This window comes from Pseudomonas sp. SJZ074, assembly GCF_007828215.1.
Taxonomy (GTDB): domain Bacteria; phylum Pseudomonadota; class Gammaproteobacteria; order Pseudomonadales; family Pseudomonadaceae; genus Aquipseudomonas.
The window spans coordinates 185339-197494 of the sequence record NZ_VIUE01000005.1; the positions used below are offsets into that span (position 1 = coordinate 185339).

The following is a 12156-nucleotide window of genomic DNA, read 5'->3' on the forward strand; positions in this document are numbered from 1 at the left end:
AAACAGCCGATTTAGCGATTAAGGAGTATTGGGGTGTCGAGTACCGAAGATGAACAGCTGGCGGATTTGAAGGACTGGTGGAGTCGTAACGGCAAGCCGCTGGTCACTGGCGGCCTGTTGGCGCTGGTCATCGTATTCGGCTGGCAGGCGTTCCAGAAATACCAGAGCAACCAGTCGCAAGGCGCCTCGATGCTCTATCAGCAGTTGCTGGAAACCACCCTGACCCCGGACGGCAAGCCTGACGCCGCCCGCGTGGCGGACCTGGCTGGCAAGCTCAACAGCGAATACGGCGGCACCGCCTACGCGCAGTACGGTCGTCTGTTCGTGGCCAAGGTCGCGGTAGACAGCGGCAAGCTGGACGACGCGGCCACCGAGCTCAAGGGGATCGTCGACAAGCCTGCCAATCCGACCCTGGGTGAAGTGGCGCGTCAGCGCCTGGCGCAGGTGCTGGCGGCTCAGAACAAGACCGAAGATGCATTGAAGCTGCTCGACGGCGATGCCGACAAGGCGTTCCTGGCGACCCGCGAAGAACTCAAGGGCGACTTGCTGGTACAGCTGGGTCGTGCTGATGAGGCCTATGCGGCCTACCAAAAAGCCAAGGCTGCGCTGTCGGACGAAGCCGCAGTCGGTGGCCTGCAAATCAAGCTGGACGACCTGGCCAAAGGGGATGCGTGACGTGATCCGTTGGAAACATGCAGCATTGCTGGCTCTGGCCATTCTGGCCGCGGGTTGCAGCAGCAACAGCAAGAAAGAACTGCCGCCGGCTGAACTGACCGACTTCAAAGAAGAAGTCGTGCTGCAGAAGCAGTGGAGCCGCTCCATCGGCGACGGCCAGGGCGAAACCTACAACATGCTGGTGCCGGCCATCGACGGCGACACCATCTATGCCGGTGACGTCACGGGCGTGGTGATGGCGATGGATCGCCTGAACGGCGACGTCAAATGGGAAAAAGATCTTGAGCTGCCGGTGTCCGGCGCCGTTGGCGTGGGTTACGGGCTGGTCATGATCGGCACGCTCAAGGGGGAAATCGTCGCCCTGGACGCCAGCAACGGTGAAGAGAAATGGCGCGCCCGCGTGACCAGCGAAGTACTCGCACCGCCGGCTTCCAACGGTGATGTGGTGGTGGTCCAGACCCAGGATGACCGTCTGATCGGCCTGGATGCTGCTACCGGCAACCAGCGCTGGTTGTACGACAGCACTCCGGCGGTCCTGACCCTGCGTGGCACCAGCGCGCCGATCGTTACCAACCGCCTCGCGGTGGCCGGGTTGTCCACCGGTAAAGTGGTTGCCCTGGACATCTCCAACGGCGTGCCGGTGTGGGAGCAGCGTGTTGCCGTTCCACAAGGTCGTTCGGAACTGGAGCGCGTGGTCGACATCGATGGCGGCCTGCTGCTGTCCGGCGGCACGATCTACGTCGCCAGCTACCAGGGTCGCGTCGCGGCGCTGGACCTGGAAAGCGGTCGTCCGTTGTGGCAGCGCGATGCGTCCAGCTACGCCGGTGTCGCCCAGGGTTTCGGCAGCGTCTATGTCAGCCTGTCCTCGGGCACGGTTGAAGGCGTCGACGAACGTTCCACCACCGCATTGTGGAGCAACGATTCCCTGGCCCGCCGTCAACTGTCGGCTCCGGAAGTGTTCTCCAGCTACGTTGCAGTCGGTGACCTGGAAGGTTACCTGCACCTGCTGAGCCAGGTGGACGGTCGTTTCGTCGGCCGCGAGCGTATCGACAGCGACGGCCTGCGTGCCCGTCCGCTGGTGGCAGGCAACATGATTTATGTGTATGGCAACAGCGGCAAACTGGAAGCCCTGACCATCAAGTAAGACTATGCTTGGGGCTAGATCTCAAGCGGCCCGTCCATTGTGAGAGCGGGCTTGCTCGCGAATACGGTGTATCAGAAGAGAATTTGTTAACTGACACACCGCATTCGTGAGCAAGCCCGCTCTCACAGGACTGCCTCCGAGCACCAGCCGCTGCCTCGCAGCGGCTTTTGTATTTTCTGAAATAACGAAGTGGAGAGCCGCATGGTTCCCGTAATCGCCCTGGTGGGCCGACCGAACGTCGGCAAGTCCACCTTGTTCAATCGCCTGACCAGGACTCGAGACGCCATCGTTGGCGACTTGTCCGGTCTGACCCGTGATCGCCAATACGGTGAGGCCAAGTGGCAAGGGCGTACCTACATCCTGATCGACACCGGCGGTATCTCCGGTGATGAACATGGCATGGACGAAAAAATGGCCGAGCAGTCGCTGCTCGCCATTGAAGAAGCGGATGTGGTGCTGTTCCTGGTAGACGCCAAGGCTGGTTTTACTGCCGCCGACCAGATGATCGCCGAGCATTTGCGCAAACGTAACAAGCGCTCCCACGTGGTCGCCAACAAGGTCGACAATATCGATCCGGACATGGCCCGCGCCGAGTTCGCGCCGTTGGGCATGGGCCAGGCGATTCCGATTGCCGGTGCCCACGGTCGCGGCATCAGCCAGTTGCTGGAAGTCGCCCTGGCTGATTTCCCGAAAGACGACGAAGACGAGCCGGAAGAAGGCGAAGAAGAGGTCGTTGCCGAAGGCGAGGAAGCCAAGCGCATTCCGGGCCCGAGCGAAAAGGACGGGATCAAGATCGCGATCATCGGCCGTCCGAACGTGGGCAAGTCGACGCTGGTCAACCGCATGCTCGGCGAAGACCGGGTCATCGTGTACGACCAGCCCGGCACCACCCGCGACAGTATCTACATCCCCTTCGAGCGCAACGAAGAGAAGTACACGCTGATCGACACCGCCGGTGTGCGCAAGCGCGGCAAGATCCACGAGGAAGTCGAGAAGTTCTCCGTGGTCAAGACGTTGCAGGCCATCAAGGACGCCAACGTGGTGATCTTCGTGATGGATGCCCGCGAAGGCGTGGTCGATCACGACTTGAACCTGCTGGGCTTCGCCTTGGAGGCCGGTCGTGCGCTGGTGATCGCGATCAACAAGTGGGACGGCATGACGCCGAGCGAGCGCGATTTCGTCAAGGTGGAGTTGCAGCGCCGGCTGTTCTTCGTCGACTTCGCTGACATTCACTTCATCTCGGCCCTGCACGGCACGGGCGTGGGCAACCTCTACGCCTCGGTGCAGAACTCCTTCAAGTCGGCGGTCACCCGCTGGCCGACCAACCGCCTGACCCAGATCCTGGAAGACGCGGTTGGCGAACACGCGCCACCGATGGTCAACAACCGCCGGATCAAGCTGCGTTACGCTCACCTGGGCGGCGCCAACCCGCCGATCATCGTGATCCACGGCAACCAGATCGAGAAGGTGCCCAAGTCGTACGTCCGTTACCTGGAAAACACCTATCGCCGTGTCCTGAAGCTGGTTGGCACGCCGATCCGCATCGAGTTCAAGGGCGGCGAGAACCCGTACGAAGGCAACAAGAACACGCTCACCGACCGTCAGGTCAACAAGAAGCGCCGCTTGATGTCGCACCACAAGAAGGCCGACAAGAAGCGTCGCGACAAGAAATAGAAGCAGCTGCAAGCTGCGAGCTGCAAGCCACAAGTTCGGCGCACCGGCTTGTAGCTTGCTGCTTGCAGCTTTTTTTTGGGCTATTCTCGACCTCTCCCGCGCCGCGCCAGAGCCCGGGTGCAGACGCAGAGACCCCCTGATGATCACCAGCAAGCTGCCGAATGTCGGCATCACCATTTTCACCCAGATGTCCCAGCTCGCCGCGCAGACCGGTGCGCTCAACCTGTCCCAGGGGTTTCCCGATTTCGATGGCCCGCAGGCCTTGCGCGATGCGGTAGGCCGGCATATTGCCCAAGGTCATAACCAGTATTCGCCCATGACCGGGCTGCCGGCCCTGCGTCAGCAGATCGCGGCGAAGATTGCCCGCAGTTATGGCGCCCAGGTCGACGCCGACCAGGAAGTCACTGTGACCCCCGGCGCGACCCAGGCGATTTTCTGCGCCATCGCGGCGGTGGTCCAAAGCGGCGATGAAGTGATCGTGTTCGACCCTTGCTATGACAGCTACGAACCCTCCGTCCAACTGGCCGGTGGCCGTTGCGTACATGTTCAGTTGGGCCTGGATGATTTCTCCATCGATTTCCAGAAGCTCGGCGAAGCCCTGAGCCCGCGTACGCGGATGATCATCCTCAACACGCCCCACAACCCCAGCGGCGCCCTGATCAGTCGCGCCGAGCTGGATCAATTGGCGGCGTTGATCCGTGATCGCGATATCTACCTGATCAGTGATGAAGTTTATGAACACCTGGTGTTCGACGGTGTGTCCCATGCCAGCGTCCTCGCCCATGAGGAACTGTACCGCCGCGCCTTCGTGGTCAGTTCGTTCGGCAAGACCTACCACGTTACCGGCTGGAAAACCGGCTACGTCGTGGCGCCACCGGCCCTGACGGCGGAGCTGCGCAAGGTGCATCAGTACGTCAGCTTCTGTGGCGTGACACCGCTGCAATACGCCTTGGCTGACTACATGGCGGCGCATCCCGAGCATGTGGAAGAGCTGCCGGGTTTCTACCAGGCCAAGCGTGACCTGTTTTGCGATCTGCTGGCCCCGTCGCGGTTCAGCTTCAAGCGCGTGACCGGTACCTATTTCCAGTTGGTGGATTATTCGCACATCCGCCCGGACCTGAACGATGTCGACATGGCGGTCTGGATGACCCGTGAGCACGGCGTGGCGACGATTCCGGTGTCGGTGTTCTACCGGGAGCCACCCCAAGGCCAGCGCCTGGTGCGGCTGTGCTTCGCCAAACGCGAGGAGACGCTGCGCGAAGCGGCGGAAAAACTATGCGTGATCTGAGTGCATTGCCGAACCTCAATATCGCCTTGATCCAGACTACCCTGGCGTGGCATGACCGCCAGGCCAACCTGGAACATTTCGAAAGCTTGCTGGAGCAGGCGCGGGGGGCCGACCTGGTCATCCTGCCGGAAATGTTCACCACCGGGTTTTCCATGGAGTCGCAAACCCTGGCGGAGCCTGAACACGGGCCCACCAGCGTCTGGATGCGGACCCAGGCGGCAAGGCTGGATGCGGTAATCACCGGCAGTCTGATTGTCCAGGCCGCTGATGGCAGCCATCGCAACCGCTTGCTCTGGGTGCGACCGGATGGTGAGGTGCTGCACTACGACAAGCGCCATCTGTTCCGCATGGCCGGCGAACACGATCACTACACACCGGGTGAGCGGCAAGTGCTGTTCGAGCTCAAGGGGTGGCGGGTCCGTCCGCTGATTTGCTACGACCTGCGTTTCCCGGCCTGGAGTCGCGACGCCGAGGACACCGACCTGTTGCTGTACACCGCCAACTGGCCGGGCGCCCGGCGCCAGCATTGGAACCGCCTGCTGCCGGCCCGCGCCATCGAGAACCTGTGCTACGTGGCGGCAGTGAACCGCATCGGTACCGACGGCAAGGGCTTCGCCTATACCGGCGACAGTCAGGTGCTGGACTTCCAGGGCGAAACCTTGCTCAGTGCAGGGGAGGCCGATGGTGTGTTCATGGTGAGTTTGAATGCGGCGGACCTGGCGGCCTATCGCAAGCGCTTTCCGGCGAACCTGGATGCCGACCGTTTCGAATTCATCTGATTGAAACGATTCAGCTCTTAAGAAGCGCTGTTGCATGCCGATAACGGGTCAGCCAAGGAGGAGTCCCCATGACCACGATCAGCGCAACTACCGTAAATCCTTACCCACTCTCGGCCCCAAAGACCCGGATCGGCGGGGCCGCCGAAGAAACGACGGCCACTTCGCCGGCATCGACTGATGCCGCCGACGAGAAGGAAAAGGCACTGAAAGTCGATACCAGTGGCGCCAATATCGCCGGTGCGCCTGCCAGCAGCGGTGTGGATGTCATCGAGCAACTGAAAAAGCAGATTGAGCAGACCGAAAAGCTGTTGGCCCAGCAGCAGGCCGAACTGGCCCGCGTGGAGAAAAGCCAGGCCAATGAAGAGCAGAAGGCCCAGCAGGCCATGGCCATCCAGACCCAGATCATGGGCACCCAGGCCGCTTTGCAGACCTTGCGGGCAGCGTTGTTGCAGGCCATGGCCGGTTCTGTCGATACCCATGCCTGAGATTGTTGTTGCCTGACAGATCGCCATCGCGAGCAGGCTCGCTCCCACAGGGGCTACATGGAACCTGTGGGAGCGAGCCTGCTCGCGATGGGGCCATGACAGATAGCACAAGACCACCGCCAAACAAAAAAGGCCCCAGGGTTCACACCCCGGGGCCTTTTGCATTTCGGCCGCGAATCAGGCCGCCTTGGCCTCAGGCTGGCTCAGCGAACGGTTCAGCGCGCTGAACAGGGCCTTGAAGCTGGCCGTGGTGATGTTTTCATCGATGCCCACGCCGTGCACCGCGCGTTCACCGTTGACCCGCAGTTCGATGTACGCCGCTGCCTTGGCGTTGGTGCCGGCGCCGATGGCGTGTTCGTTGTAGTCCATGATCTCCACCGGAATTGGCAGGCCGGCCACCAGTGCCTCCAGCGCGCCGTTGCCCTTGCCGCGCCAGTGCAGGTTGGTTTCGCCCTGGCCCTTGCTGGCGACTTCCACTTCCACGGCGCTGTTGCCGTTTTCTTCCTGCAGGCGATGGCTGACCAGCGCATATGGGGTGTTGGCTTGCAGGTATTCGCGTTGCAGCAGGCTGTGGATCTGCTGGGCGGTCATTTCCAGGCCGAGGCGGTCGGTCTCGCGCTGAACCACCTGGCTGAACTCGATCTGCATGCGGCGCGGCAGGCTGATGCCATATTCCTGTTCCAGCAGGTAGGCGATGCCGCCCTTGCCCGACTGGCTGTTGACGCGAATCACCGCCTCGTAGCTGCGGCCGATGTCGGCCGGGTCGATCGGCAGGTACGGCACTTCCCACAGCGTGTCGGATTTCTGCTGGGCAAAGCCCTTGCGGATAGCGTCCTGGTGCGAGCCGGAGAACGCGGTGTGAACCAGGTCTCCGACGTAGGGGTGACGTGGGTGCACCGGGATCTGGTTGCACTCTTCGACCACTTTGCGCACGCCATCGATGTCGGAGAAATCCAGCTCAGGGTTGATGCCCTGGGTGTAGAGGTTCAGCGCCACGGTCACCAGGTCGACGTTGCCGGTGCGCTCGCCGTTGCCGAACAGGCAGCCTTCGACACGGTCGGCACCGGCCATCAGGCCCAGCTCGGTGGCGGCCACACCGGTACCACGGTCGTTGTGGGTGTGCAGGCTGATGAGCACGCTGTCACGACGGCTGATGTTGCGGTGGAACCACTCGATCTGGTCGGCGTAGACGTTCGGGGTGGCGACTTCCACGGTGGCGGGCAGGTTGAGGATCACCTTGCGCTCGGGAGTCGGGTTCCAGACTTCGATCACCGCGTCGCAGACTTCCTTGGCAAACTCCAGCTCAGTGGCGCTGAACGTCTCTGGCGAGTATTCGAACTGCCACTGGGTTTCCGGCTGTTGGGCGGCATATTTGACGAACAGCTTGGCCGCGTTCACCGCGATTTCCTTGACGCCGTCCTTGTCCTGGTTGAACACGATGCGGCGGAACGACGGGCAGGTGGCGTTGTAGAGGTGGACGATGGCTTTCTTCGCGCCGCGCAGGGACTCGAAGGTCCGGGCGATCAGGTCTTCACGGGCCTGGGTCAGCACCTGGATGGTGGTGTCGTCCGGGATGTGGCCTTCTTCGATGAGGGTGCGCACGAAGTCGAAATCGGTTTGCGAGGCGGCCGGGAACGACGCTTCGATTTCCTTGACGCCCACGGCGACCAGGGTTTTCCAGAAGCGCAGTTTCTTGACCGCATCCATCGGCTCGATCAGCGACTGGTTGCCGTCGCGCAGGTCGGAGCTGCACCAGATCGGCGCGGCGGTGATGGTCTTCGACGGCCAGGTACGATCCGGCAGGTTGATGGTCGGGAAGGCGCGGTATTTGGAAGACGGGTCTTTGAGCATGCTCATGGGCGGAATCCTTATTGTCGTGGCCGGAAAAAGGCGGCCTGCCGGTGGTTCGAACGGGGTGGCTCTACAGCCTGGACGGGGTGCCGCGATTCAGCCCGGCAGTCGTGCGCTGACGAGGCACAGGCTGCGGTGCTGGCGAAGCTGGATGAGGGTATGAGAGGTTTTCATGCCTTCAACCCTAACCGTGTGGGGGGAGGATCGCAAGCAGTCGGAAAAAATTGAGAGAAGTTCTGCTTTAGGGCGTTTTTGCGAGATTTAATCGCGTGCTATTCGGGTTTTTGTATTTTTATTGCGTCGATGTTTCTGACTTGGCAATCCCTTGAATATGGGTGGATGCAGCTTAAGCCTTCGCGAGCAAGCCCGCTCCCACAGGTACAGCGTCGATCCTGTGGGAGCGGGCTTGCTCGCGAAGAGGCCAGTCGCCTTGCCTCACTCTTTCAGGGTTCGAACGCCCCGATGAAAATCGCCGGATCCACCCGCGCATCGTTCAGGCTGATGTTCCAGTGCATGTGGGGCCCGGTCGCTCGACCGGTGGCGCCGACCTTGCCCACTACCGCGCCTCGGGCCAATTGTTGGCCCACCTTCACATCGATCTTCGACATATGGCAGAACATGCTGATGAAGCCCTGGCCATGGTCGACGAACACGGTGTTGCCGTTGAAGAAGTAATTGCCAGTGAGGATCACCCTGCCGGCCGCCGGTGTCTTGATCGGCGTGCCGGCGGGCACGGCGAAGTCCAGGCCGGCGTGGGGGTTGCGCTCTTCGCCGTTGAAGAAACGACGCACGCCAAACCGGCTCGACAGCGGGCCATTGACCGGCTTGTCCAGCAGCAGGTTGCTGGGGATGTTCGGGCTGAAGCTGCGGTAGGCCTTCAACTGCACGGCCAGCTCGGCGTCGATGCGCTTGAGGTCCGCCGGGTTCGGATTGACCTGGCGCTTGTTCTTCAGGGTGATGTGCTGCTCGGGGTATTTTTTATAGCCGACCACGAACGGGTGGGTGCCGCCGCCGCTGCTGATCTGCTGGGTGCCCGGCTGGACGGTCAGCGGGATGCCGACAATCGCCAGCCAGTTGTTCTGTTCCTTGACCACCAGCACCGGCTTGCCTTGATAGCTGGCTTTCGGCGCCTGGGCCGCGGTGCCCAGGTCGACCACGGCCACGCCGCCGGGCACCGGTTTGTTCAGCAGGCGGGTGATGTAACTGTCGGCATGGGCATTGAAGGTCAGGCACAGCAAAAGCAGAGGTGTTAGAAATCGCGGCATGGATCAATCCAGTAGAGAAAGGGTGACCGGCGTCAGGTGATTGTCTTCGACCCTTACCAGCAATTCGCCTTCGCCGAGCCGGGCCGTCAGGCGCTGGCCGGTCTGGGTCTGTCCGGCACTGCGGATCGCATGGCCGCGTTCGTCCAGCAGAATGCTGTAGCCGCGGCCGAGGGTCGCCAGGGGGCTGACAATGTGCAGTGTCTGCATCTGGTTGTGCAATTGCACGCGTCGCGCTTTCAAGCCTTCGCGCATGGCCCGGGGCAGGCGTTCGGCCAGGCTGTCCAGGCGCTGGCGCAGCAGTGCCAGATGACGGCCCGGATGTTGGCCAGCCAGTCGGGTTTCCAGGCGGATCAGACGTTCGCGACGGGTATTGAGGCTGCGTTCGAAAGCCCGGCGCAGGCGCATGTCCAGGTCGTCCAGGCGCTGGGCTTGCTGGCGCAGGCGTTCACCGGGGTGACGCAATCGTCGGGTCAGGCCTTCGAGACGCAGTTGATCGCGCATCAAGCGGTCACGCATACGCATCACCAGCCGCCGATGCAGGCTTTCAACCCTGCGCACCAGGTCACCGGCATCCGGCGCCAGCAGTTCAGCGGCGGCGGATGGCGTCGGGGCGCGTACGTCGGCGACGAAATCGCTGATAGACACGTCAGTTTCATGGCCGACGGCGCTGACAATCGGTGTCACGCAGGCGTCCACGGCCCGGGCCACGGCTTCTTCATTGAAGCACCACAAGTCTTCCAGCGAACCGCCGCCTCGGGCCAGGATCAGCGCATCGAAGCCCCGGGCGTCCGCCAGTTTCAGCGCGCGGACGATCTGTGCGGTGGCTTCGCGACCCTGCACGGCGGTGGGGATCAGCGTCAGGGCAATCTGCGGCGCACGGCGACGGAACACGCTGATGATGTCGCGGATCACCGCGCCGGTGGGCGAACTGATGATGCCGATGCGTTGTGGATGGGCGGGCAGGGGCATCTTGCGCTCGGCGCTGAACAGGCCTTCGGCGCTGAGCTTTTCCTTCAAGGCATCGAAGGCCAGGCGCAGGGCACCGTCGCCGGCCGGCTCTACGGTGTCGAGAATCAACTGGTAGTCGCCACGGCCCTCGAACAGCGAGACCTTGCCGCGTACCTTGACCGCCAACCCGTCCTTCAAGGTCTGGCGCACCCGCACGGCGTTCTGCCGGAACAGTGCACAACGCACCTGGGCACCGCTGTCCTTGAGGGTGAAATACACATGGCCGGAGGCAGGGCGGGCGAGGTTGGAGATTTCGCCCTCGACCCAGATGTTGCTGAATACGTCTTCGAGCAACACCCGCGCACGGCCATTGAGCTGGCTGACAGTCAGGACCTCACGGTCCAGGCCCAGGCGGGCAAAGGGATCTTTAATCATGGGCGGCATGATAAGGGCATTTGTGGCTGAATCTCCATGAGTGCAAAGAATTAGAGCGCGTCGCCTTCTTCGCGAGCAAGCCCGCTCCCACAGGGTCCTACGCCGTCCTTGTGGGAGCGAGCCTGCTCGCGATTGCAATGGTGAAGTCATCATAATTGCTGGATAAGCCTACGAGCTCTGGCTAAAGTCGCCGCTTCGTCAGCAAGGAAGTGCCGGATGAACCTCTTCTCGTGGTTAGGCCAATGGGCATTCGCACCCACGGATTGGCTGGTGATCGGCCTTGCCATCGCCCTGGCCTACATTGTGTTCGGCATTGCCGGGTTCGGCACCGCTCTGGTAGCCGCGCCGATTCTGCTGCTGTTCCTGCCGCTGTCGAAAATCGTGCCGCTACTGGTGCTGCTGGATTTTGTCGCGGCGTTCGGCAACCTGCTGCCGTCGCGCAAGGATGTTGCCCGGCCGGAATTGCTGCGCTTGTTGCCGTGCATGGCGGTAGGTTGCACCCTGGGCGTGATTTTCCTGCTCAACCTCAAGTCTGACCTGCTGTTGCTGTTGATGGGCCTGTTCATCAGCGCTTATGCGATCTACAGCCTGTGGATAAAGACCCGGCCCGCGCAACTGTCGGCGCTGTGGGCGATCCCGATGGGCACGGTGGGCGGGATGTTCGGGGCCTTGTTCGGCAGCGGCGGCTTTTTATATGCAATCTATTTGAACAGCCGCTTGCCCAAGGAACCGGCCCGGGCCACCCAAAGCGCGCTGATCAGTTGCAGCACCGTGGTGCGCCTGAGTCTGTTCGCTGTCGCGGGCGTGTATGCCGAACTACCCTTGTTGGTACTGGCGCTGTGTTTATTGCCGGCCATGGCGCTGGGGCTGTGGATAGGGCGTCGCCTGACCATGAGGATGTCCCGCGAGACGTTCGTGCGTCTGGTGACGTGGCTGGTGCTTGCCAGTGGCCTCGCGCTGATCGGGCGCTACCTGAGCGCTTGACCTGGCTCGGCCAGGGATTAAGCTGCCGGCCTCCCAGCGCATCGCAACGTAAACCGTCAGGCCGCATCATGAATTCGCAAAGCATCATCGTTCCGAGAATCTCCACCCTGCCGGTCCATGAACCTCGGGCCCGGGCCATCGTGCGCTGGCTGGTGCGCAAGAATATCGTCGAGGAACAACTGACCACCTGCGCACGCACCGGCAATCGCATGGGCCACGCCATCGCCCCCGGCGCCCGCGAGGTGGTCCTGCAGCCTGATGCACTGCCATTCGGCGACGCGATCAACGGCCTGGAGATCATCACCAAGCGTTGCATCTATACGCCGGCCAAGGGTTTCCTTGAAGAGGCCGGCTGTGCCGAGTGCCGCAAAGAGGTCGGCGAGGCGCTGTTCGAAAGCCTGGAAGACTGGATGCCGGGTCGCACCGACAACTTCACCTGCCCCGAATGCGGGCATGAAGACGACATCAACGGGTTCCTGTTCTTGCAGCCGTGCGCATTCTCCAACCTGGGGTTCATTTTCAATAACTGGCTGGAAGCGGGGTTCAAGCAGTCGTTTCTCGATGAGTTTGCTGATTGGCTGGACCAGCCGGTGAGTTGGGTTCGGGTGGAGCTGTAGATAGGCACACA

11 protein-coding genes are annotated in these 12156 nt (G+C 62.1%); 8 read left to right on the forward strand and 3 right to left on the reverse strand.

All coding sequences use genetic code 11. From position 1 onward, the window contains the following. The first annotated feature begins 33 nt into the window (after window positions 1-33). The 6 genes from FBX99_RS08865 (at window position 34) to FBX99_RS08890 (ending at window position 6045) form a co-directional block, all read left to right on the forward strand. Entirely contained in the window at window positions 34-675 is a 642-nt protein-coding gene (locus FBX99_RS08865) for a tetratricopeptide repeat protein (protein WP_144923156.1), read from the forward strand. Further along, entirely contained in the window at window positions 668-1819 is a 1152-nt protein-coding gene (gene bamB / locus FBX99_RS08870) for an outer membrane protein assembly factor BamB (protein ID WP_144923160.1), read from the forward strand. The genes FBX99_RS08865 and bamB overlap by 8 nt, the downstream gene beginning before the upstream one ends. Window positions 1820-2020: 201 nt before the next feature. After that, complete coding sequence (gene der / locus FBX99_RS08875; protein ID WP_144923163.1) at window positions 2021-3493, forward strand: ribosome biogenesis GTPase Der; 1473 nt, start codon at window positions 2021-2023, stop codon at window positions 3491-3493. 139 nt (window positions 3494-3632) lie between these two features. Next, window positions 3633-4781 (forward strand): pyridoxal phosphate-dependent aminotransferase, encoded by a 1149-nt coding sequence (locus FBX99_RS08880; protein ID WP_144923166.1) that lies wholly within the window; start codon window positions 3633-3635, stop codon window positions 4779-4781. Further along, complete coding sequence (locus FBX99_RS08885) at window positions 4769-5560, forward strand: amidohydrolase (RefSeq protein ID WP_144923169.1); 792 nt, start codon at window positions 4769-4771, stop codon at window positions 5558-5560. The genes FBX99_RS08880 and FBX99_RS08885 overlap by 13 nt, the downstream gene beginning before the upstream one ends. 68 nt (window positions 5561-5628) lie before the next feature. Next, entirely contained in the window at window positions 5629-6045 is a 417-nt protein-coding gene (locus FBX99_RS08890; RefSeq protein ID WP_144923172.1) for a hypothetical protein, read from the forward strand. Between the two features lie 177 nt (window positions 6046-6222). Here FBX99_RS08890 and leuA read toward each other — a convergent pair whose 3' ends face one another. The 3 genes from leuA to xseA form a co-directional block, all read right to left on the reverse strand. Next, window positions 6223-7902 carry a 2-isopropylmalate synthase gene (leuA, locus tag FBX99_RS08895; RefSeq protein ID WP_144923175.1) on the reverse strand — a complete coding sequence of 560 codons (1680 nt, stop codon included), beginning with the start codon at window positions 7900-7902 and terminating at the stop codon, window positions 6223-6225. A 437-nt stretch (window positions 7903-8339) separates the two neighbouring features. Continuing rightward, window positions 8340-9161 carry a peptidoglycan DD-metalloendopeptidase family protein gene (locus tag FBX99_RS08905; protein WP_145131267.1) on the reverse strand — a complete coding sequence of 274 codons (822 nt, stop codon included), beginning with the start codon at window positions 9159-9161 and terminating at the stop codon, window positions 8340-8342. 3 nt (window positions 9162-9164) lie between these two features. Further along, window positions 9165-10544, reverse strand: a complete 1380-nt coding sequence (xseA, locus tag FBX99_RS08910) for an exodeoxyribonuclease VII large subunit (protein WP_144923480.1) — start codon at window positions 10542-10544, stop codon at window positions 9165-9167. Window positions 10545-10760: 216 nt separating this feature from the next. Here xseA and FBX99_RS08915 point away from each other — a divergent pair, with 216 nt between their 5' ends. Together FBX99_RS08915 and FBX99_RS08920 are read left to right on the forward strand one after the other, a co-directional pair. Beyond that, window positions 10761-11528, forward strand: a complete 768-nt coding sequence (locus FBX99_RS08915) for a sulfite exporter TauE/SafE family protein (protein WP_145131269.1) — start codon at window positions 10761-10763, stop codon at window positions 11526-11528. A gap of 68 nt (window positions 11529-11596) precedes the next feature. Then, the gene (locus tag FBX99_RS08920; protein ID WP_144923183.1) at window positions 11597-12145 is read left to right on the forward strand and encodes a sugar ABC transporter ATPase; all 549 of its coding nucleotides are present in this window, start codon (window positions 11597-11599) and stop codon (window positions 12143-12145) included. Window positions 12146-12156 lie beyond the last annotated feature (11 nt).

Coding starts and splice junctions, on each gene's coding strand:
- bamB (WP_144923160.1), top strand. CDS start 668: ATGCGTGACGTGATCCGTTGGAAACATGCAGCATTGCTGGCTCTGGCC.
- der (WP_144923163.1), top strand. CDS start 2,021: ATGGTTCCCGTAATCGCCCTGGTGGGCCGACCGAACGTCGGCAAGTCC.
- FBX99_RS08880 (WP_144923166.1), top strand. CDS start 3,633: ATGATCACCAGCAAGCTGCCGAATGTCGGCATCACCATTTTCACCCAG.
- FBX99_RS08885 (WP_144923169.1), top strand. CDS start 4,769: ATGCGTGATCTGAGTGCATTGCCGAACCTCAATATCGCCTTGATCCAG.
- FBX99_RS08890 (WP_144923172.1), top strand. CDS start 5,629: ATGACCACGATCAGCGCAACTACCGTAAATCCTTACCCACTCTCGGCC.
- leuA (WP_144923175.1), bottom strand. CDS start 7,902: ATGAGCATGCTCAAAGACCCGTCTTCCAAATACCGCGCCTTCCCGACC.
- FBX99_RS08905 (WP_145131267.1), bottom strand. CDS start 9,161: ATGCCGCGATTTCTAACACCTCTGCTTTTGCTGTGCCTGACCTTCAAT.
- xseA (WP_144923480.1), bottom strand. CDS start 10,544: ATGATTAAAGATCCCTTTGCCCGCCTGGGCCTGGACCGTGAGGTCCTG.
- FBX99_RS08915 (WP_145131269.1), top strand. CDS start 10,761: ATGAACCTCTTCTCGTGGTTAGGCCAATGGGCATTCGCACCCACGGAT.
- FBX99_RS08920 (WP_144923183.1), top strand. CDS start 11,597: ATGAATTCGCAAAGCATCATCGTTCCGAGAATCTCCACCCTGCCGGTC.